The following is a 19,639-nucleotide window of genomic DNA, read 5'->3' as shown; positions in this document are numbered from 1 at the left end:
GATCTGCACCGCCCACAACCTCTGCAAACTGGCCAAGGCCGCAACATGAGCCAGAACATCCCGCTGAACCCATTGCACAAATGCAACAAAAATCAGATTATCCAGACAGGCTCCTAGACCTAAGCCGGTCTAGAAGCCCCCTTATGTCAGGGTAGGGGCGGATGGCTTCATGCCACCTTGAAGACTACCTTAAAGGAACCTGGGGGTTATGAGCGAGATAATTGTCTCTACTCAGATAGCTGCCTATTACCTACCAGATGTAGACATCAAGCCCCCTTCGCGTCAACATCTTGTGGTTTGCCTATAGCAGCGGCCCCAAGCCAGCTGGACGGCTTGGAGTGCCCTAAGGCTATTCTCCTAGCTGCTAACGGATTTTGGCTCCACGGGCCTTCTCTGGGGGTTCTAGGGCCAATTGCTCTCTGCGCGATTGCTGGGGCTTGGCAGAATAGAGGCCGCAAAGTGCCAAGGGCCAATCCAAGCGAGCACGTCGCCGCGTCCACTGCGCAACCATGACGGTTTGTGCCAATCCGGCATGCGCTCGGCCATGAATTCGAGGCGGCCCAAAGTTGCGAAGCGGGGCCGATAGGTGCGGGGCTTGGCGGTGGCGGTGGTGTTCGATGACATGTCGGTTCTCCTCTCTTAATGAGAGCCTGAGGGTGAGTTCAAAAGGCCTTCGCGTCAACAATCTCAGCTTCCGCACTGTGCGGTGTGCGGCATGGGCTTGAAGCCGCTCAGAAATGAGGCGCGGTGCTGCCATACTGCGAGCTTTCAGCCTGCGGATGATTTCATGCGGCGGTGGTCTTCTCCTCCCCGGTCATGCGTGCCCTCAGCCGCGCCAAGGTGGCCTTGCCGCATCCGGTGGCCTTCTGGATTGAACTCCAAGACTGCCCGGCCTTGAGCATGGCGAGAATGGCGGTGTTGCGTTCTGTGTTCTCAGGCCTGCCCTTGTAGGCACCCTCTGCTTTGGCCCTGGCTATGCCCTGAGCTTGGCGGCGGCGGCGGTCCTCATAGTCCTTGCGTGCGATAGCTGCGAGCATGTCGAGAAGCATATTGTTGATGGCCTCAAACATGCGGCCCGTAAATTGGTCTGAGGCGGTGGCAGGGCTGAGCATTGTCCAAGAGGTGGGAAGATCGAGGGCCACGATACGGACGCTGCGGCTGGCGATCTCTGCCCGGAGGCGCTCCCAATCGGCGGCGTTGAGTCGGCTGAGGCGGTCCACCTGCTCGATCAACAGCACGTCGCCCGGCTGGCAATCCGAGAGGAGGCGGAAAAGCTCAGGCCGCTTGAGTGTCGCCCCGCTCTCATTCTCGATATAGAAGGAGGCGATCTTCTGATCCCGCTCCTCAGCAAAGCGGATGAGGTCTGAGCGTGCGCGGCTGGCGTCTTGCTCTTGAGTGGAGGCGCGAAGATAGGCGCGGATGAATGGCATAGGTGAACCCCTGAGTTCTGTTAAGGTGGTTCCCTTATAAGCGGTTCCGTTAGGATTCTCAAGAGGTATTCTGGAACTGGTCTGGGAGGTGGTTCCGTGAAAGCATGCTCAAATGGAGGTGCGGCGGGCTGTCGCAGGGTTGGGCAAGGTTTGGGACGCGTACAGCGGCTAATGGTGCGTTACAGTATCCCAACCCTATTTCTAAGACCTTGGAAAGAAAGGGACATGCGAGGCCGTCCTTGGACTCGAACCTTCGGCTCTCGTCATGATTTTCCCATTGCAACTTGGGACGAAATGGCCCCCTATAACCCCTAGTCCCCTTCACCGATTTTCTTGCTGCTCAAACCAAGAGGTGAAGATGACGGACGGCAAACACTCCATCAGGATCAAGGCCAAGGGCTTCGAGGCCACGGCGCAAGGCTGGGGCGGGCTGCTCACGCTCGTGCTTCTGGCGGCGCTGGTCGCTTCCGGGCGAGCTTTAGGGTGGTGGTGATTGACCTAGCGTGAGGGGTGGGGGCGGCCATGGGGGAAAACGCGTCCTTCGTCACGTATCTTCCCATGTCTCTCGCGATAGACCCTTTCGGGGCCTTTCGGGGAAGGGCGTTTACCCAGTCCGGGGGGTATATTCTGGGGGGTAGAAGGGGGGTATACCTGCCAAGCCGCTCCTTTTAAGCGCTTGATTTAAAAGGAATTGCTGCGCCGCAAAAGGTATGGCTGGGGGACTAGGATTCGAACCTAGACTAGCGGAGTCAGAGTCCGCGGTCCTACCGTTAGACGATCCCCCAATGGGACACTTGGCGGCTAGATAGCCGCTGGGTCCTTGTCGCGCAAGGGGTTATCCGCCTCAACTGCGGATCTGGCGGATCAGGTTGGCGAGGCTCTGGCGCTCCTCGTCGGTGGTTGGGGTGCGGGACGCGGCGGGCGGGCTGCCAGAAAGGCGCCGGAGCGGGGCGGTGAGGTCGGCTGAGGGGCTGGCGGAGGGTTGCCCGAAGGTGGCCTGCTGCGGCGCTTCAAATATCGTGCCCTCGGGGGCGAAGCTCTGGGCGCGCCAGCGCAGCACGACGTCCTGGACGAATCCATCGTTCGGTAATTCCCGCGCCCAGCTGCTGGTGAAGGAGGCGGTGTTGCTCTTCGGCCATTCTTCGGGCAGCAGCATGTCAAACTTGATGCGGGTTGGCAGCGCAACGCCCTCGCCAAAGGTGATGGCTTCGCCCACGCCCATGGTGGGCATGAAGTCGAGCAGGCTCGCCGCCCCGTCCGAAACGCCGGCGCGCATGATCGCCTGATCGCGTTCGTTGGTCAGGCGCAACGAGAAGATGGTGCTGCACTGGGACAGGATGGTGGCGTCGAGTTCGGCTGGGCGCTGCGACACGATGCACAACGAGATGCCGTATTTCCGGCCTTCCTTGGCAATGCGGGAGATGGCGCGTTTGGTGGGCTCGAAGCCGAGCGTCTTGTCAACCGGCACATAGCGGTGCGCTTCCTCGCAAACGAAGGTGATGGGAATGCGCCCCGCGCTCCAGACGCCGAAATCGAAGGCAAGGCGCGCCAGCACCGAGACGACGACGTTGATGATCTCCGACGGAAGGCCTCCCAGTTCGAGGATGGCGATGGGCTTGCCGTTGACGGGAATGCGGAACAGCCGCGCCAGGACCTGCGACATGGTGTCCTGCACGGTGAGGGAGCCGAACATGAAGGCATAGCGGCTGTCCCGGTTGATCGCCTCGAGCCGGGCCTTCAGCCGCTTGTAGGGAGCAAGCTCTCCGCGCAGCTCGAGCTTGCCCATGTGTTCGTCGAGGATGCCGATCAGATCGGAGGAGCGATAGGGAACCGGCGTGTCGACGCCGATGGCGGAAGGCTCCGCCAGCTCGCGGGCGCGCTGCAGCGCCGGGCGCTCGCGCCGCTGGTTGTTCATGAAACGCATCTTTGCTACGGGTATCATCTCACGCAGGATTTCGATGTCTGTTTCCCGGTTTGCCTGTTGTCCGATGAGAATCTCGACGATTTCCTCGAAGTTCAGCAGCCAGAAAGGCAGATTCATGTTGGCGGGGCTGATGACCTCCGCAATGTCCTTGAAGGCGTGCGCATATTCGCGGTGCACGTCGAGAAGGAGCACGTGGCCCTGCGGGTTGCTCTCAAGAATCCGGCGCAGCACCAGCGCCACGGTGCAGGATTTGCCTGTGCCGGTGGTGCCGAGGATCGCGAAGTGCTTGCCCAGCAGTTCGTCGATCTTGACCATCGCCGGAATGGTCTCGTCCTGCGTGATGTGCCCCACCCGGATGGCGGAGTCTGTGTGATAGGCGTAGGCCCGTTCCAGCTCAAGCTTCGAGGCGCGGTGCACGGAATCGCCGAGCGAGGGATAGCAGGAGACGCCGCGGCGGAAGTTCATCGGCTCTCCCTGATCGTCCCGCGGCAGTTCGCCGAGAAATTCCACCTCGATGATGTGCGTCTCCGGCTCGTCCGGCGTGTGGCTGGGCATCGGGGACGACACGGCGGAAACGATGCAGACCGAAATGGTGCGCGGGGTATCGACCCGCAGCAGCGTGCCGATCTCCGGCGTCTTGGCCCGCACGTCGCTTTCGGAGCCGCCGTCGATGAGGATCACCGCATGCGCCCCCGTCACTGCGACGATGCGGCCGATGCGGGAGGAGGACTTTTCGTGAGATGTCATCTGGCGCTCTCAATGAAAGTTGGAGTCGGATGTCGCCGGGTGGGCGAGCGGCAATGTCACGCTGATGCGGGTGCCATGGCCCTTTTCCGATGCGATGCGGAGGTCTCCGCCATGCAACCTGGAGAGCGCATAGGCGATCGGCAGGCCCAGCCCCGTGCCCTCGTGGCGCTTGTTGAAGCCGTAATCGACCTGGCCGAAGGGGCGCAGCGCCGTCTCGATCTCCTGCGGCGACATGCCGATACCGGTATCCTCCACCACGATCAGCGCGGTGCCGTCCGGGGAGGCAGTGGCGGCGATCCGCACCTTTCCGTTCTCGTGCGTGAATTTCACCGCATTGCCGAGGAGGTTGATGAGGATCTGCTTCAGCCGCAACGGGTCCGCCATCAGCGGCGGGAGATCATCGGAAACATGGTGCCCGACGCCGATGTTCTTCTCGCGCGCCTTGGCCTCGACGATGAGAAGACAGGAGGCCAGCACAGGGGCGAACTCCACCACTTCCTTTTCCACCGTCAGCTTGCCGGCCTGGATCTTGGAGACGTCGAGGATGCCGTTGATCAGTTCGAGCAGGTGTTCGGCCGCCTGCTTGATGTAGCCCGTGTATTGGTTGACCTTTTCCGGGCTGCTGACCGTTCTGGTATGCAGCATGTCGGAAAAACCGATGATGGCGTTGAGCGGGGTGCGCAGCTCGTGGCTCATGTTGGCGATGAATTCGGACTTGGCCTTCGAGGCCAGCTCGGCGTCGACCTTGGCGGCCTGGAGCGCAATGGCCTGCTTGCGCTGCGGAATGGCGAGGCCGAGATGGCCGGAGAACTCGCCGATGAGCGAGCCTTCCTTGAACAGTTTGGGGCCGAACGTTCGCATCGCTTACCCTGGAGTTACCGTTTCATCTGACATTCAATGTCTCAAAGTCAGGTTAATGTTATCCACCGGCTTCGGCCAGAGATTTGTTTTGTGAGGTGAGGCCGGAACTGTTACGTTCATCATAACGCAATAATTGCAAGGGCAGCCGCCGCCGCTCCGGTTCTCCGTCGAGCCGGGCCGCCCTCGAAAGGTAAGGACGTGGATGCGACCAGCAGGCCGGGCAGGGACCGGCCAAGGCGCAAACCGGCGGCCGGGGATGTTCATGCCCGCAGGCCGTCCGCTTCGCGTGAGCGGGTGCCGGGGCGCCTTTATGGGGCCCTCGACCTTGGCACCAACAACTGCCGCCTTTTGATCGCGACCCCCGCCCGGAACGGGTTCTCGGTGGTCGATGCATTTTCGCGTATCGTCCGCCTCGGCGAGCGGCTGGCGCAGACCGGACGGCTGAGCGAGGACGCCATGGGGCGCACCATCGACGCTTTGCGCGTCTGCGCCAACAAGCTGCGCTGGCGCAAGGTCGAGCGGGTGCGGCTGGTGGCCACGGAAGCCTGCCGCATGGCGGAGAACGGTCCCGAATTCATCGGCCGCGTGAAGAGCGAGACGGGCCTCGAGCTTGAGATCATCGACCGCGAGACGGAAGCGGGGCTTGCCGCGGTGGGCGCTGAGCCGCTGGTCGACCGCGAGGCGGAGACGGCGCTGGTCTTCGACATCGGCGGCGGCTCCACCGAGGTGCTGTGGATGCGCCGCGCCGGAGCCCGGTTCGAGACGGTGGCCTGGACCTCGCTGGCGGCGGGTGTGGTGACCATCTCCGAGAGGTTCGGCGGCGGTGTGGATGTGACGCCCGCCTCCTTCGAGGCGATGCGCGACTGTCTCCGGCCCATGGTGCAGGCATTCGCGCAGCGCGTTTCGGCCGCCAATGGCGGCGCGCCGCCAGTGCCCTCGCATCTTCTTGGAACGTCCGGCACGGTGACCACCATTGCCGGCGTGCAGCTGGGCCTGCAGCGCTATGACCGGTCGCGCGTTGACGGCTGCTGGCTCGACAGCGGCGATATCGGCGCGGTGACCGGCCGGCTCCTGCGGCTGAGCTACGAGCAGCGCGCCGCGAACCCCTGCATCGGTCGGGAGCGCGCCGATCTGGTGCTGGCGGGCTGCGCGATCCTCGAGGAAATCCGCCTTGCCTTTCCCGCGCAGCGCATCCGCGTGGCCGACCGGGGCCTGCGCGAGGGAATTCTCACCATGCTGATGAAGGAAGACGGAACCTTCGGGGGCGCTGCATGAGCAGGCCCGGAAGCGGCAAGAAACCGGGCGTGCGGCTGAAGGTGCGGGTGAAGACCGGCAAGGGCCGCACCGTGTCGCAGAAAAACTGGCTGGAGCGCCAGCTCAACGATCCCTATGTGCAGGAGGCGAAAAAGCAGGGCTATCGCTCGCGCGCCGCCTTCAAGCTCATCGAGATCGACGATAAGTATAAATTCCTTAAGCCCGGCGGCCGCATTGTCGATTTGGGAGCCGCGCCGGGCGGATGGAGCCAGGTGGCGGTGAAGCGCACCAGGGCGGAAGAGGGGCGCGGGCGCGTCATCGCCATCGACATGCATGGCATGGATGCGATCCCCTCCGTCACCATCTTCAAGAAGGACTTTCTGGAGGAGGATGCGCCCAAGCTGCTGATCGGGGCGCTGGGCGGCGGGAAGGCGGACTGCGTGCTCTCCGACATGGCGGCCCATGCCACGGGACACCGCCAGACCGACCACATCAAAATCATGGCGCTGGCGGAAGCCGGCTATGAATTCGCGAAACAGGTGCTGAAGCCCGGCGGCGCCTATCTCGCCAAGGTGCTGCGCGGCGGCGCTGAGGGCGAGATGCTGAAGATGATGAAGAAGGATTTCGCCAGCGTGCGCCACGTGAAGCCCATGGCAAGCCGGGATGACTCGGCCGAGCTTTTCGTGCTGGCGATGGGTTTCCGCGGCGGGACTGAAAACGAAGCGTCCTAAAATAAGAATTTAATCATTTAAAGCGCGCGCTCGATCCGCCGGAAAGGCGCAACGTCCAGAAATTATTCCTTCTCCATCGCCGGGTCCGTTCCGGCCATTCTGCATTTCGTGACCTGGCTTGCGTTCGCCAGTTCATATGCTGGAGCATGATCTTATCGCAAAAGCGGTTCCACTTTTGCGGATCATGCTCTATCTGCCGGCCACCGCATGGGGCTTTGTCCATTCCCTGGCCCGCGCCTCGCGCCGGGCGATGCCTTCGATGAAGCTGTCGATGAAGGGTGTTGCGGGATGCCCGAGGATTTCCGCCGCAGTGCCCACCTGCTCGATGCGGCCATGATCGAGGATGGCGATGCGGTCGGCCAATTCGAAGGCCTCGTCCTGGTCGTGGGTGACGAACAGGGTCGTATGGCCGGTGCGCTGGTGCAGCCCGCGCAGCCATTTGCGCAGGTCCTTCCTGACCCGGGCGTCGAGCGCGCCGAAGGGCTCGTCCAGCAGCAGCACGCGCGGCTCGATGGCGAGCGCGCGGGCCAGCGCCACGCGCTGGCGCTGGCCGCCCGAAAGCTGGGCGGGATACCGCGCCTCGAGGCCGTCGAGCTGCACGAGGTGGAGAAGCTCCAGCACCCTTGCCTTGATCGCGGCCTCCGGCGGCCTCGATGCGCGCGGGCGGGCGCGCAGCCCGAAGGCGATGTTGTCGAACACTTTCATGTGCCTGAACAGCGCATATTGCTGGAACACGAAACCGATGCGGCGCTCGCGCAGGCTCAGGCTGCCCGCGTCGATGCCGCCGAACAGCACCTGGCCGGCCTCCGGCTGCTCGAGGCCCGCAATGGCGCGAAGCAGCGTGGTCTTGCCGGAACCGGAGGGGCCGAGAAGGGCCACGAGCTCGCCCGCCTCGACATCGAGCGAGACGCCCTTCAGGGCCGGATAACGGCCGAAGGTTTTTTCGAGGTTTCGCACACGGACGGGAACGGACATGTCGGGTCTCCTTGGATCAGTGACGGCGCGCCGCCGCGGCGAGTTCGCCGGCGAAGCGCCATTCGAGGAAGCTCTTGGCCAGCAGCGTCAGCAAGGCGAGGCCCGCCAGCAGCGAGGCCACGGCAAAGGCGCCGACGAAGTTGTATTCGTTGTAGAGGATCTCGATGTGCAGCGGCATGGTGTTGGTGAGGCCGCGGATGTGGCCGGAGACGACGGAGACCGCGCCGAACTCGCCCATCGCGCGCGCATTGCAGAGCAGCACGCCATAGAGCAGCGCCCATTTCACGTTCGGCAATGTCACCCGGAAGAAGGTATGCCAGCCGGAGGCGCCCAGCGTGAGCGCGGTCTCCTCCTCGGAGGTGCCCTGAGACTGCATCAGCGGGATGAGCTCGCGCGCCACGAAGGGGAAGGTGACGAGCACGGTGGCGAGCACGATGCCGGGCACGGCGAAGATGATCTGGATATTGTAATGCTGCAGCCACGGGCCCAGCCAGCCATGAGCGCCGAACAGCAGCACATAGACGAGGCCCGAAATGACGGGGGAGATCGAGAAGGGCAGGTCGATCAACGTCAGGAGCAGGTTCTTGCCCCTGAACTCGAACTTGGCGATGGCCCAGGAGGCGGCGAGCCCAACCACGGCATTGAACGGCACGGCGATCGCGGCGACCAGCAAGGTGAGGCGGATCGCGGCGAGCGTATCCGGATCGCCGAAGCTTTCGAACAGCGTGCCCCACCCCTTGCGCAGCGCCTCCATAAAGACGGTGACGAGCGGCAGGAACAGGATGGCCGCAAGGAACAGCACGGCGATGCCGATGAGGACAGCCTTCGTCGCGGCGGTTTCGGTGGTGGCGCGTTCGGGCGTGTGCGCGAGCGGCAGGACGCGGTCAGACATTGCCATATTTGGTCCGGCTCCAGCCCTGGATGGCGTTGATGAGGAAGAGCATGGCGAAGGAGATTGCCAGCATCAGCGCGGCGATGACGGTGGCTCCGCCGTAATCGAACTCCTCAAGCTTGATGACGATCAGCAGCGGCGCGATTTCCGAGACCAGCGGAATATTGCCGGCGATGAAGATGACGGAGCCGTATTCGCCAACGCCGCGCGCGAAGGCCAGCGCGAAGCCGGTGAGCAGCGCCGGGTGGACATGCGGCAGCACCACCTGGAACACCGTGCGCAGCCTGCCGGCGCCAAGCAGGGCCGAGGCCTCCTCGATGTCGGTCTCGACCTCTTCCAAAACCGGCTGCACCGTGCGCACAACGAAGGGCAGGCCGATGAAGACCAGCGCCACCACGATGCCGGCCGGCGTGTAGGCGATCTTGAAGCCGAGGCTTTGCGCAATCGCGCCGACGGGGCCATTCGGCGCATAGATCGCCGCCATGGAGATGCCGGCGACCGCCGTGGGCAGCGCGAAGGGCAGGTCCACCGCCGCGTCGATCATGCGGCGGCCGGGGAAGCGGTAGCGCACCAGCACCCAGGCGATCAGGAGTCCGAAGACAGTGTTGATGAGCGCCGCCAGCAGCGCTGTGCCGAAGGACAGGCGCAGGGCGGCCAGCGTGCGCGGGTCGCTGGCGATCTTGAGGAACTCGGCCGGGCCGATGGAGGCCGCCCGCAGCACGAGCGCCGCGAGCGGGATGAGCACGATGAGGCCGAGGGCGGCCAGCGTGAAACCGAGCGCCAACCCGAAACCGGGAAGGGCGCTCGGCTGCCGCAGGGAGGACGGCGGGAAAGCCATCAGTTGGTCGGGCGGTAGATCTGGTCGAAGATGGCGCCGTCGGCGAAGAATTCCTTCTGCGCCTTCGCCCAGCCGCCGAAGTCCTTGTCGATCGACACGAGTTCCACCTTGGGGAAGCGGGCAAGGTCAGCGGGGTCTGCGGACGAAGGGTCAACCGGGCGGAAGAAATTCTTGGCGGCCAGCTTCTGGCCCTCCGGCGAATAGAGGAACTTCAGATAGGCCTCGGCGACGTCGAGATTGCCCTTGGCCCTGGCGTTGCCCTCAACGACGGCCACCGGCGGCTCGGCAAGGATCGACAGCGACGGGACGACGATCTCGAAATTACCGGCGCCGAATTCCTTCTGGACGAGGAAGGCCTCGTTCTCCCAGCTGATCAGCACATCGCCGATGCCGCGCTGGGCGAAGGTGGTGGTGGAACCGCGCGCGCCGGTGTCGAGCACGGGCACATTGCGATAGAGATCCGCGATCCACTCCTTCGTCCTGGTCTCGTCGCCGCCCAGCTGCTTCGATGCATAGGCCCAGGCCGCGAGGTAGTTCCAGCGCGCGCCGCCCGAGGTCTTGGGGTTGGGCGTGATCACCTGCACGCCGTCCTTCACGAGATCACCCCAGTCCTTGATGTTCTTGGGGTTGTCCTTGCGCACCAGGAACACGATGGTGGACGTATAGGGGGCCGCGTTGTTGGGGAGCTTTTTTGCCCAGTCCTTCGGCAGTTTGCCGCTCTTGCTGGCGATCTGGTCAATGTCGCCGGCCAGCGCCAGGGTGACCACGTCGGCCTGAAGGCCGTCGATCACGGCACGGGCCTGCTTGCCGGAACCGCCATGCGACTGCTCGATGGTGATGGTCTCGCCCGTTCTGGCTTTCCAGTCGGCGGCGAAGGCGGCGTTGAATTCCTTGTAGAATTCGCGTGTCGGGTCATAGGACACGTTGAGCAGCGCGCGGTCGGCAAGGGCCTGGGCGGCCCCCAGGGACAAGAACAGCGCAGCAGCGCCAAGGGCAATTGAACGGCGGGTCAGATATGGCATCGTCGTCTCCTCAGGTTGATGACCCGATACTATACGGGATTAGTGGGAGATCAAGCCAAAAAGTTCTATTTGTCGAACAAATTGTTCTAAGCATGGAACATCAATCGTTTAGGAAGGGTCCGGCCGTTGACCTCTCCCGTCCTGCGGGAGTTTTCCCTCATCTCACCTTGCCCCGGCTCGACCGGGGCATCCTTTATGTTGCCGTTGAAAAGGACCCCCGGCTCAAGCCCGGGGGAGGTGAGGGGGGTGGAGCCCCGCTGAAGAAACGGGAAAAGACGGGACCCTTACTGTTCCAGCAGGAGATGCTTCGCAGGTTCGCCGGCCTCGGTCATCACTTCCGCCAGCGTGGTGTTCTCCAGCGCCGACAAATACATCGAATAGGCCTTGTCGAAGGCGATGCGCAGTTCGCAGTGGGCCTCGTTGCGGCAGTCCTCGCAGCGGCGGTAGGCGGTGCGGGAGAGGCAGGGAAGGGGCGCGATGGGCCCATCGACCGTGCGCAGCAGCGGGCCGATGTGGATGTTCTGCGGGTCCTTCAGCATCTCATAGCCGCCGTCGCGGCCACGGCGGCTGGTGATGTAGCCCGCGGCCTTCAGCGTCAGCAGGATCTGCTCGAGGAATTTGCGTGGCAGCTTCTCCTGTTCGCAGAGCTGACGGATCTGAAGCCCTTCGCCCGGCTTCGCCCGGGCAAGGGCGACCATCGCCTTGAAGGCATAGCGGGCGCGCTGGGAAATCATGCCACAGAGATACGGGTGGAATCGGTTCAATTGCAAGTGAGGAGCCGGGATTCCCCGCTTGCCCGCGCTGCAATCGCAGTGTTAAGGACGAACGCCAATCTTCACCCGACTCCTGCGACTTTGAGAGGTTGGCCCATGCCGCGGCAGATCCCCGAATATCTGACCTTCGACGACGTGCTGATGAAGCCCGGCGCGTCATCCGTTCTGCCCGCGCAGGTGAAGACGGGAACCCGGCTGACAAAATCCCTGAGGCTCTCCATTCCCATCATCTCCGCCGCCATGGATACGGTGACGGAGGCGCGCCTCGCCATCGCCATGGCGCAGGCCGGGGGCCTGGGGATCATCCACAAGAACCTCGAGCCCCATGAGCAGGCCAGCCATGTGCGCCAGGTGAAGCGCTTCGAATCCGGGATGGTGGTGAACCCGGTCACCATCGCGCCGGACGCCACTTTGGGCGATGTGCTGGCGCTGAAGGAGCGGCATCGCATCTCCGGCATTCCCGTGGTCGACGGCAAGGGAAAGCTCGCCGGCATCATCACCAACCGCGACGTCCGCTTCGCCACCGATCTCAACATGAAGGTGTCGGACCTGATGACCAGCCAGAACCTCGTCACCGTGAAGGCCGGCGTGGACCGCGCCGAGGCCCGGCGTCTTCTCCACAAGTACCGAATCGAGAAGCTGATCGTCGTCGACGATGACTACAAGTGCGTCGGGCTGATCACCGTCAACGACATGGAGAAGGCCGCCGACCACCCGCTTGCCGCCAAGGACGAGCATGAGCGCCTGCTGGCGGGTGCGGCCACCGGCACGGGTGACGCCGGCTTCGAACGCGCCGCCATGCTGGTCGATGCGGGGGCGGACCTGATCGTGGTCGACACCGCGCATGGCCACTCGGAGAATGTGATCCGCCAGGTGACGCGCCTCAAGACGCTTTCGAACAAGGTGCAGATCGTGGCGGGCAACGTCGCCACGGCGGAAGCCGTGAAGGCGCTGATCGGGGCGGGGGCGGATGCGGTGAAGATCGGCATCGGGCCGGGCTCCATCTGCACCACGCGCGTTGTGGCGGGCGTGGGCGTGCCCCAGCTTTCCGCCATCATGGAATGCGCCGAAGAAGGTGCGAAGCAGGATGTGCCGGTGATCGCCGATGGCGGAATCAAGCTGTCGGGCGACCTCGCCAAAGCTTTGGCGGCGGGGGCGGAAGTCGCCATGATCGGCTCGCTGCTGGCCGGCACGGATGAAAGCCCGGGCGAGGTCTATCTCTACAATGGCCGCAGCTACAAGGCCTATCGCGGTATGGGCTCGGTGGGCGCCATGGCGCGCGGCTCGGCGGACCGCTACTTCCAGCAGGAGGTGAAGGACAGCCTGAAGCTGGTGCCGGAGGGGATCGAGGGCCAGGTGCCCTACAAGGGGCCCGTCGGCGCCGTGCTGCACCAGCTGGTGGGCGGCTTGCGCGCCGCCATGGGCTATGTGGGCGCCGCCGATCTGGCGGAGCTGCGCAACAAGGCGCAGTTCATCCGCATCACCTCGGCGGGCATGCGCGAGAGCCACGTGCATGACGTGATGATCACGCGCGAAGCCCCCAACTATCAGCGGCAGGGATGAGGAGGATTTGATGACTGTCGTTCAGTGGCTGCTGCTGCCGGCTTTCGTGCATGTGGCGTGGACCGTGGCGCTCGGGCTGCGCATGGGCCAGGCGCGGATGAAGGCCGTCAAGGCCGGCAGGGTGAAGCTCGCCGACATCGCGCTCGACTCCTCCCGCTGGCCCGATGACGTGCGCAAGCTCGCCAACAACTATGACAACCAGTTCCAGGTTCCGGTGCTGTTCCATGCGCTTTTGCCGCTGCTGATCCTGCTGGTGAAGGTGGACTGGCTGACAGTGGCGCTCGCCTGGGTCTTCGTCGCCAGCCGTATCGTCCACAGCCTCGTCCACACGGGCAGCAATGTGGTGATCCGGCGCGGACAGGCCTTTCTGGTGGGCTACGGCGCCTTGGCCTTCATGTGGGCTTGGTTCGCGCTCCGCCTCTACCTGATCGGATAATCCATGCGCCTTGCCGGCCGCGTCTCCGCGGCGATTGACGTCCTCACCGGGGTCATTGAGCGCCACCGCCCGGCCTCGGAGGCGCTCAAGGACTGGGGCAAGGCGCACCGCTTTGCGGGTTCCGGCGACCGCCACGCCATCGGCACGCTGGTCTTTGATGCGTTGCGGCGGCGGAACTCGCTCGCCTGGCGGATGGGCACGGGCACGCCGCGCGCCCTGGCGCTGGCGGGCCTGCGCGATGTGTGGGGCCTGTCAGCCGATGCCATCGGCGCGATGGCCGAGGAGCAGCATGGCCCCGGCATGCTGACGGCGGAGGAGCGCCAGGCGCTCTCGCGTCAGCTTTCCGCTGACCTGCCCGTCCACGTCGCGGGCGACGTGCCGGAATGGCTGGCGCCGTCCTACAGGAAGGCCTTCGGCCCGCGCGCCGCGGAAGAGGGGGCGGCACTTGCCCGGCGCGCGCCGGTCGATCTCCGGGTCAACACGCTGAAGGCCACGCGGCCACAGGTGCTGGAGGCGCTTGAGCGCTTCGGTGCGGCGGAGGGGCCATGGTCGCCGCTCGCCGTGAGGATTGCCGCGACCGGCCCCGACACGCGCAACGCCAATGTCGAGGCTGAGACCGCCCATGGCATGGGCTGGTTCGAAGTGCAGGATGCGGGCTCCCAGGTGGCGGCATTCCTCTCCGGAGTGCAGCCCGGCATGCGTGTGGCGGACATCTGTGCCGGGGCAGGCGGCAAGACCCTGGCGCTCGCCGCCATGATGCGGAACGGGGGCCACCTCGTCGCCCATGACCTTGACCGTTTCCGGTTGCGCCCGATCTTCGAACGCCTCAGCCGCGCCGGCGCTGCCAACTGCGAGGTGATCCCGGCGCAGGACAGGGGCAGGCTCGAAGCCGCTGGCCCCTTCGACTGTGTGGTGATCGATGCGCCGTGTTCGGGCTCGGGGTCATGGCGCAGGAAGCCAGACGCCAAATGGCGCCTGACGCCCAAGCAGCTCGCGCAAAGGCTCAAGGATCAGGCGCAACTGCTTGAGAAAGGATTCCAGCTGGCGAAACCCGGCGGCACGGTGCTCTACATCACGTGCTCGGTTCTGCCGGAGGAGAACACGGAGCAGCTTGCGGCTTTCCTCACGCATCACAGGGACATGCGGGTTGTGCCCTACAAAGAGGTTTGGGAGCGGATGATCGGCGGCGAAGCCCCGGTCTCGGCCGATGGTTCCAAAGACACATTGCTGCTCACACCCGCCCGGCATGATACGGACGGCTTCTTCGTGGCGGTGATGAAGAGGGGATAGTTCGAGACCCATCATGGCCGGGCGTGTCCCGGCCATCTTTTCCGGGCACCAAAAAGGATACGCGGGACAAGCCCGCGTATGATGAGTTGGGGGGCGCTGCCCTACATCACCTTTCGCGCCAGGAACCGGGCCATGGCTCTCAGCGTCTCGTCGCTCACGTGGTGTTCGATGCCTTCGGAGTCGATCCGCGCGGTCTTTTCCGAAACGCCCAGCGCCAGCAGGAAGGCCTCGACGATCTTGTGCTTTTTCCGGCCGTCCTCCGCCATTTTCCAGCCTTCGCCGGTGAGGAAGATGGAGCGGTAGGGTTCCTGGGTGACCAGGCCTGCATCCTGCAGGCGCTTCAGCGTCTTGACCACGGTGGCATTGGCCACGCCGAGCCGCATGGCGACATCGGAGCCGCGTGCCTCGCCCTTCTCGTCGATCAGGTCGGCGATCAGTTCGACATAGTCCTCCGCAAGCTCGGACGAGTGGTCGGCCCTGATCCTCTGGAAGGCGGCGGAACGTATCCTGGACGCGCCTGGTTTTTTCGTCCGCTGCGGCAATTGGGGCTCCTCGACGACATGAGAATTACCCCATTGCAAAGGGTTTAGCCAATGCTAAACTTTGCGCCATGGCCGACCGCACGGACATAACCGCCGGATTGCCGGACGAAACGGGCTGGCGCCGCGCCAGGGGCGAGCCGCCGCTGGTCGATGTGTTCCGCACCGTGCGGGTGGCGGACAATGGCCCGCTGTTCCGCCGCGCCATGGCCTTCGCGGGCCCAGGCTTCCTCGTGGCGGTTGGCTATATGGACCCCGGCAACTGGGCCACCTCCATCGCCGGCGGTGCGCAGTTCGGCTATGCGCTGCTCAGCGTGGCGCTGATGTCCAATATCATGGCCATCATCCTGCAATCCTTATGCGCGCGCCTTGCCATCGGGTCGGGCCGGGACCTGGCGCAGGCCTGCCGTGACGCCTTCCCCCGGCCCGTCGCCTGGGTGCTGTGGCTGTTCGCCGAAATCGCCATCATCGCCACCGACATCGCGGAGGTGGTGGGCACGGCCATCGGCCTTAACCTGCTGTTCGGGATCCCGCTGGAACTGGGCGTCATCATCACGGCGCTGGATGTGTTTCTGATCCTGTGGCTGCAGCGCCTGGGGTTCCGCTGGATCGAGGCCTTCATCGTTGCGCTGCTGGGCGTGATCTTCCTGTGCTTCCTCGTTCAGATCGCGCTGGCCGACCCCGACTGGGGGCAGGCGATCCGCGGCTTCGCGCCAACGGCCGAAATCATCCATAACCCCGCCATGCTCTATCTGGCGCTCGGCATCATCGGCGCCACGGTCATGCCGCATAATCTCTACCTGCATTCCGGCATCGTGCAGACCCGCGCCTATGGCGGGAGCATCCCTGAGAAGCGGGAGGCCCTGCGCTTCGCCACCTGGGATTCAACCGCCGCGCTGATGTTTGCCCTGCTGATCAATGCCTCGATCCTGATCCTCGCAGCGGCCACCTTCCATGCCGCGGGCAAGACCACGGTGACCGAGATCGGCGAGGCGCATTCCATGCTGGCGCCGCTGGTGGGCTCCCTGCTGGCGCCCAAGCTTTTCGCCATTGCGCTCCTGTGCTGCGGACTGAATTCGACGGTGACGGCCACCATGGCCGGCCAGATCGTGATGGAGGGTTTCCTCGACATCAAGCTGCCGGCCTGGCTGCGGCGTCTCATCACCCGCATCGTGGCGATCGTGCCGGCTGCCGCCGTGACGATTTATTTCGGCGCGGAAGGCACGGGCATGCTGCTCATTCTCAGCCAGGTCATCCTGGCCTTCCAGCTGCCCTTCGCCATCGTGCCGCTGGTGATGTTCACCCGCGACCGGGCGAAGATGGGGGTCTTCACCGCGCCGGCGTGGCTGACCGTCATCGCCGCCTTGATCGCCATCATCATCATCTCGCTCAACGTCAAGCTGCTGTGGGACATCGCCTTGGGCTGAAACCGGCCTAAACCCGGGTTTAGGGAGCTTCTTCCGGGGTTGAGAAATGGCCGGTTAAACGCCAGCCCAATGGCTCTTTGGCGGCGCAGCACGTAATTCCCGGCCCGTTCGCTGATCGGGCGGACGACTCAGGGCGGAACCAACCGTCCCTGAGCCACTCCACACGAGCCACACAATCTTTCGGGAACTGAACAACATGAAGCGAGTTCTTTTTGCTCTTCCGCTGCTGGCCCTGGCCTCTTCCGCGTTTGCGGCGCCGGGCCTCACCGTCACCAACCACAGCGGCCTGCCCATCGACGAGCTGACCGCTTCGCCGGCCGGCAAGGATGCCTTCGGCGCCAACCTGATGGAAGGCATCAAGGAGGGCGCGCTCGATGACGGCAAGACTGTCACCATCGCCGCCCTGGCCGATGGCAAGTATGACTTCAAGGTTTCCGCTCCCGACGAGGGCGTGCTCTGCACCATCAGCGGCATCACCGTGAAGGGTGGCAAGGTCACCTTTACCCAGGAGGAAGGCAAGGCCTGCAAATAAGGCCTTTCGCCCGGGTTGCGGAGCGCCGCCCGGGCATGATCTGGCGGGGCAGGGTCCGGGTCTCTTGCAGACTCCTGCGGTCATCCTTAAAGACCCCGCATGCAAGACCGCATCCTCATCATCGATTTCGGCTCCCAGGTCACCCAGCTCATCGCGAGGCGCATCCGCGAGGCGGGGGTCTATTCGGAAATCGTGCCCTTCCAGTCGGCCGGCAAGGCGCTGGACTGGCCGGGGCTGAAGGGCATCATCCTGTCAGGCGGGCCCGCTTCCGTGCATGAGGGCGGCAGCCCGCGCGCGCCGGACGGGGTCTTCACCCGCGGCCTTCCCGTTCTCGGCATCTGCTATGGCGAACAGACCATGTGCGCCCAGTTGGGCGGCAGGGTCGAAGCCTCCGACCACCGCGAATTCGGCAAGGCCTTCGTCGAGGTGAGGGAGGCGAACGCGCTGTTCGACGGCGTGTGGGAAACGGGCGGGCGCCACCAGGTGTGGATGAGCCACGGCGACCGCGTGACGGCGATTCCGCCGGGCTTCAAGGTCATCGCCGCCTCGGAGGGGGCGCCCTTCGCGGCCATCGCCGATGAGCGCCGCCAGTTCTATGCCACGCAGTTCCACATGGAAGTGGTGCACACGCCCGACGGCGCCAGGCTGCTCGCCAATTTCGCGCGCGACATCTGCGGCTGCGGGGGCGACTGGTCCATGGCGCATTTCAAATCGGAGATGGTGCACAAGATCAGGAAGCAGGTCGGCCTCGACCGCGTGATCTGCGGCTTGTCCGGAGGAGTCGATTCCGCCGTCACCGCCGCGCTGATCCATGAGGCCATCGGCGCGCAGCTCACCTGCATCTTCGTCGACCATGGGCTGATGCGGCTGAACGAGGCGGATGAGGTGGTGCGGCTGTTCCGCGGGGCCTGCAACATCCCGCTCGTGCATGTGGATGCCTCCAAGCTGTTCCTCACGGGGCTCGAAGGCGTCACCGACCCCGAGCAGAAGCGCAAGATCATCGGCAAGCTGTTCATCGACGTGTTCGAGGCGGAAGCGAGGAAGATCGGCGGTGCGGCCTATCTCGCGCAGGGAACCCTCTATCCGGATGTGATCGAGAGCGTCTCCTTCACCGGCGGCCCCTCCGTCACCATCAAGTCGCACCACAATGTGGGCGGTCTTCCCGAGCGCATGAACATGAAGCTGGTGGAGCCCCTGCGCGAATTGTTCAAGGACGAGGTGCGCCTGCTGGGCCAGGAACTGGGCCTGCCGCCGCATTTCGTCGGTCGCCATCCGTTTCCCGGCCCCGGCCTCGCCATCCGCATTCCGCATGACGACATCACGGCTGAGAAGCTCGATATCCTGCGCAAGGCCGATGCGATCTATCTGGACGAAATCCGCAAGACCGGTCTCTATGACGCCATCTGGCAGGCCTTCGCCGTGCTGCTGCCCGTGCGCACCGTGGGCGTGATGGGCGACGGCCGCACCTATGACCGCGTGCTGGGCCTGCGCGCGGTGACCTCCACCGACGGCATGACGGCGGAGAGCTACCCCTTCGACCACAGCTTCCTCGCCCGCGTGGCCACCCGCATCATCAACGAGGTGAAGGGGGTCTCCCGCGTGGTCTATGACGTGACGAGCAAGCCGCCGGGCACCATCGAGTGGGAATGATTTTTCCGTCCGAACGCCACCCCGCAGCGCGGCTCGGTCATCCCGGTCTGGTCCGAAGCTCTCTGTATTGATAGTGTAGATGCGGGACGCCATATCACGCGTATGGCAAAAACACGCGCAGCAAGCACCGGAGCGCCGCATCCTTCCGCCACATCTGCCGTTCGGGGGGCTGACGCGAAAGGCAGCGTCAATCTGCGGATCGAGGCGGGTACGCGCCAGCTCATTGACGATGCGGCGGCGGTCCTCGGCAAGACGCGCACCGAATTCATGGTGGAGAGCGCCCGGCGGCAAGCCATTGATGTCTTGCTCGACCAGCGTTTGTTCACACTCGACACTGAACGCTACGATTCATTCATGCAGGCGCTTGACAGTCCGCCCGCGCCGGGGCCGAAGCTCAAGGCTTTGCTGCGCCGGACCCCGGCATGGCAAAACTAGGCGGGACGCGGGATCCGGCTCTTTTCCGCCTGTCGGCTCCCGTTCCCTTGACGGCAGAGCATGATCTGTCGGCTTTCGATTGCAGTGAGCCGGCGCTTAGAGCGGCGGGCGGTCATATCGGATCGCGATCATTCTCCCTCCCCCTTGTGGGGAGGGATTAAGGGTGGGGGTCCCCGGGCTCAGGTCTTGGAGAATTGGACTCGTGGGCCCCCCCCCCCTGCACCTCCCCACGAGGGCAGGCGAATCGCATATGGCGGCGGCGTGTCTTGTGCCATGTCAATTTTCCCTTCTCCCGTCGCGGTACGCGATGGGAGAAGGTG

At 64.4% G+C, this 19,639-nt stretch carries 18 protein-coding genes, 1 tRNA gene and 1 pseudogene; 10 read left to right on the top strand and 10 right to left on the bottom strand.

Annotation, left to right across the window (positions count from 1 at the left end):
* Positions 1-785 precede the first annotated feature (785 nt).
* Positions 786-1,430 (bottom strand): recombinase family protein, encoded by a 645-nt coding sequence (locus IOC69_RS13540; protein WP_290544086.1) that lies wholly within the window; start codon positions 1,428-1,430, stop codon positions 786-788.
* A 358-nt stretch (positions 1,431-1,788) separates the two neighbouring features.
* Here IOC69_RS13540 and IOC69_RS13535 point away from each other — a divergent pair, with 358 nt between their 5' ends.
* Complete coding sequence (locus tag IOC69_RS13535; RefSeq protein WP_290544085.1) at positions 1,789-1,923, top strand: hypothetical protein; 135 nt, start codon at positions 1,789-1,791, stop codon at positions 1,921-1,923.
* Positions 1,924-2,141: 218 nt separating this feature from the next.
* Here the strand turns inward: IOC69_RS13535 and IOC69_RS13530 are convergent.
* The 3 genes from IOC69_RS13530 to IOC69_RS13520 form a co-directional block, all read right to left on the bottom strand.
* Positions 2,142-2,215, bottom strand: a tRNA-Gln gene (locus IOC69_RS13530).
* A 59-nt stretch (positions 2,216-2,274) separates the two neighbouring features.
* Entirely contained in the window at positions 2,275-4,101 is a 1,827-nt protein-coding gene (locus tag IOC69_RS13525; RefSeq protein ID WP_290544084.1) for a DUF87 domain-containing protein, read from the bottom strand.
* A gap of 9 nt (positions 4,102-4,110) precedes the next feature.
* Positions 4,111-4,962 (bottom strand): ATP-binding protein, encoded by an 852-nt coding sequence (locus IOC69_RS13520; protein WP_290544083.1) that lies wholly within the window; start codon positions 4,960-4,962, stop codon positions 4,111-4,113.
* Between the two features lie 381 nt (positions 4,963-5,343).
* Here IOC69_RS13520 and IOC69_RS13515 point away from each other — a divergent pair, with 381 nt between their 5' ends.
* Positions 5,344-6,237, top strand: a complete 894-nt coding sequence (locus IOC69_RS13515; RefSeq protein ID WP_290544082.1) for a Ppx/GppA phosphatase family protein — start codon at positions 5,344-5,346, stop codon at positions 6,235-6,237.
* Positions 6,234-6,947, top strand: a complete 714-nt coding sequence (locus tag IOC69_RS13510) for an RlmE family RNA methyltransferase (RefSeq protein ID WP_290544081.1) — start codon at positions 6,234-6,236, stop codon at positions 6,945-6,947. Before IOC69_RS13515 ends, IOC69_RS13510 begins: the two co-directional genes overlap by 4 nt.
* 258 nt (positions 6,948-7,205) lie before the next feature.
* Here IOC69_RS13510 and cysA read toward each other — a convergent pair.
* From cysA to IOC69_RS13485, 5 genes and pseudogenes are all read right to left on the bottom strand, one after another.
* Positions 7,206-7,922: pseudogene (gene cysA / locus IOC69_RS13505) on the bottom strand (sulfate ABC transporter ATP-binding protein); the annotation flags it as partial.
* A 16-nt stretch (positions 7,923-7,938) separates the two neighbouring features.
* Positions 7,939-8,820 (bottom strand): sulfate ABC transporter permease subunit CysW, encoded by an 882-nt coding sequence (cysW, locus tag IOC69_RS13500; protein ID WP_290544080.1) that lies wholly within the window; start codon positions 8,818-8,820, stop codon positions 7,939-7,941.
* Positions 8,807-9,652: a sulfate ABC transporter permease subunit CysT gene (gene cysT, locus IOC69_RS13495; protein ID WP_290544079.1), complete on the bottom strand. Its 846-nt coding sequence runs from the start codon at positions 9,650-9,652 to the stop codon at positions 8,807-8,809. Before cysT ends, cysW begins: the two co-directional genes overlap by 14 nt.
* The gene (locus IOC69_RS13490; RefSeq protein WP_290544078.1) at positions 9,652-10,674 is read right to left on the bottom strand and encodes a sulfate ABC transporter substrate-binding protein; all 1,023 of its coding nucleotides are present in this window, start codon (positions 10,672-10,674) and stop codon (positions 9,652-9,654) included. Before IOC69_RS13490 ends, cysT begins: the two co-directional genes overlap by 1 nt.
* Positions 10,675-10,958: 284 nt before the next feature.
* The gene (locus IOC69_RS13485) at positions 10,959-11,408 is read right to left on the bottom strand and encodes an Rrf2 family transcriptional regulator (protein WP_290544077.1); all 450 of its coding nucleotides are present in this window, start codon (positions 11,406-11,408) and stop codon (positions 10,959-10,961) included.
* A gap of 135 nt (positions 11,409-11,543) precedes the next feature.
* On the opposite strand from IOC69_RS13485, the gene guaB reads away from it, so the two are divergent.
* From guaB to IOC69_RS13470, 3 genes are read left to right on the top strand one after another with little or no spacing between them, the layout of a single operon-like run.
* Entirely contained in the window at positions 11,544-13,010 is a 1,467-nt protein-coding gene (guaB, locus tag IOC69_RS13480; protein ID WP_290544076.1) for an IMP dehydrogenase, read from the top strand.
* A gap of 10 nt (positions 13,011-13,020) precedes the next feature.
* Complete coding sequence (locus IOC69_RS13475; RefSeq protein ID WP_290544075.1) at positions 13,021-13,446, top strand: MAPEG family protein; 426 nt, start codon at positions 13,021-13,023, stop codon at positions 13,444-13,446.
* Between the two features lie 3 nt (positions 13,447-13,449).
* Positions 13,450-14,736, top strand: coding sequence for an RsmB/NOP family class I SAM-dependent RNA methyltransferase (locus IOC69_RS13470; protein ID WP_290544074.1), 1,287 nt, complete (start codon positions 13,450-13,452; stop codon positions 14,734-14,736).
* A gap of 101 nt (positions 14,737-14,837) precedes the next feature.
* Here IOC69_RS13470 and mntR read toward each other — a convergent pair whose 3' ends face one another.
* On the bottom strand, positions 14,838-15,242 hold the full coding sequence (gene mntR, locus IOC69_RS13465) for a manganese-binding transcriptional regulator MntR (protein WP_290544087.1): 405 nt from the start codon (positions 15,240-15,242) through the stop codon (positions 14,838-14,840).
* A 104-nt stretch (positions 15,243-15,346) separates the two neighbouring features.
* On the opposite strand from mntR, the gene IOC69_RS13460 reads away from it, so the two are divergent.
* The 4 genes from IOC69_RS13460 to IOC69_RS13445 all read left to right on the top strand — a co-directional run bounded on the left by IOC69_RS13460 (position 15,347) and on the right by IOC69_RS13445 (position 19,319).
* Positions 15,347-16,702 (top strand): Nramp family divalent metal transporter, encoded by a 1,356-nt coding sequence (locus tag IOC69_RS13460; protein WP_290544073.1) that lies wholly within the window; start codon positions 15,347-15,349, stop codon positions 16,700-16,702.
* Positions 16,703-16,898: 196 nt separating this feature from the next.
* On the top strand, positions 16,899-17,234 hold the full coding sequence (locus IOC69_RS13455) for a hypothetical protein (protein WP_290544072.1): 336 nt from the start codon (positions 16,899-16,901) through the stop codon (positions 17,232-17,234).
* Between the two features lie 99 nt (positions 17,235-17,333).
* On the top strand, positions 17,334-18,884 hold the full coding sequence (gene guaA / locus IOC69_RS13450; protein WP_290544071.1) for a glutamine-hydrolyzing GMP synthase: 1,551 nt from the start codon (positions 17,334-17,336) through the stop codon (positions 18,882-18,884).
* 102 nt (positions 18,885-18,986) lie between these two features.
* Entirely contained in the window at positions 18,987-19,319 is a 333-nt protein-coding gene (locus tag IOC69_RS13445) for a DUF1778 domain-containing protein (RefSeq protein WP_290544070.1), read from the top strand.
* Positions 19,320-19,639 lie beyond the last annotated feature (320 nt).

The organism is Aestuariivirga sp. (assembly GCF_020252405.1).
GTDB lineage: Bacteria > Pseudomonadota > Alphaproteobacteria > Rhizobiales > Aestuariivirgaceae > Aestuariivirga.
The sequence above is the reverse complement of the archived record's forward strand: the minus strand, read 5'-3'. Positions and strand labels throughout refer to the sequence as shown.

Bases quoted from the DNA above. Each gene is read 5' to 3' on its own strand.
- IOC69_RS13540 (WP_290544086.1), bottom strand. From the start codon at position 1,430: ATGCCATTCATCCGCGCCTATCTTCGCGCCTCCACTCAAGAGCAAGAC.
- IOC69_RS13535 (WP_290544085.1), top strand. From the start codon at position 1,789: ATGACGGACGGCAAACACTCCATCAGGATCAAGGCCAAGGGCTTCGAG.
- IOC69_RS13525 (WP_290544084.1), bottom strand. From the start codon at position 4,101: ATGACATCTCACGAAAAGTCCTCCTCCCGCATCGGCCGCATCGTCGCA.
- IOC69_RS13520 (WP_290544083.1), bottom strand. From the start codon at position 4,962: ATGCGAACGTTCGGCCCCAAACTGTTCAAGGAAGGCTCGCTCATCGGC.
- IOC69_RS13510 (WP_290544081.1), top strand. From the start codon at position 6,234: ATGAGCAGGCCCGGAAGCGGCAAGAAACCGGGCGTGCGGCTGAAGGTG.
- cysW (WP_290544080.1), bottom strand. From the start codon at position 8,820: ATGGCAATGTCTGACCGCGTCCTGCCGCTCGCGCACACGCCCGAACGC.
- cysT (WP_290544079.1), bottom strand. From the start codon at position 9,652: ATGGCTTTCCCGCCGTCCTCCCTGCGGCAGCCGAGCGCCCTTCCCGGT.
- IOC69_RS13490 (WP_290544078.1), bottom strand. From the start codon at position 10,674: ATGCCATATCTGACCCGCCGTTCAATTGCCCTTGGCGCTGCTGCGCTG.
- IOC69_RS13485 (WP_290544077.1), bottom strand. From the start codon at position 11,408: ATGATTTCCCAGCGCGCCCGCTATGCCTTCAAGGCGATGGTCGCCCTT.
- guaB (WP_290544076.1), top strand. From the start codon at position 11,544: ATGCCGCGGCAGATCCCCGAATATCTGACCTTCGACGACGTGCTGATG.
- IOC69_RS13475 (WP_290544075.1), top strand. From the start codon at position 13,021: ATGACTGTCGTTCAGTGGCTGCTGCTGCCGGCTTTCGTGCATGTGGCG.
- IOC69_RS13470 (WP_290544074.1), top strand. From the start codon at position 13,450: ATGCGCCTTGCCGGCCGCGTCTCCGCGGCGATTGACGTCCTCACCGGG.
- IOC69_RS13460 (WP_290544073.1), top strand. From the start codon at position 15,347: ATGGCCGACCGCACGGACATAACCGCCGGATTGCCGGACGAAACGGGC.
- IOC69_RS13455 (WP_290544072.1), top strand. From the start codon at position 16,899: ATGAAGCGAGTTCTTTTTGCTCTTCCGCTGCTGGCCCTGGCCTCTTCC.
- guaA (WP_290544071.1), top strand. From the start codon at position 17,334: ATGCAAGACCGCATCCTCATCATCGATTTCGGCTCCCAGGTCACCCAG.
- IOC69_RS13445 (WP_290544070.1), top strand. From the start codon at position 18,987: ATGGCAAAAACACGCGCAGCAAGCACCGGAGCGCCGCATCCTTCCGCC.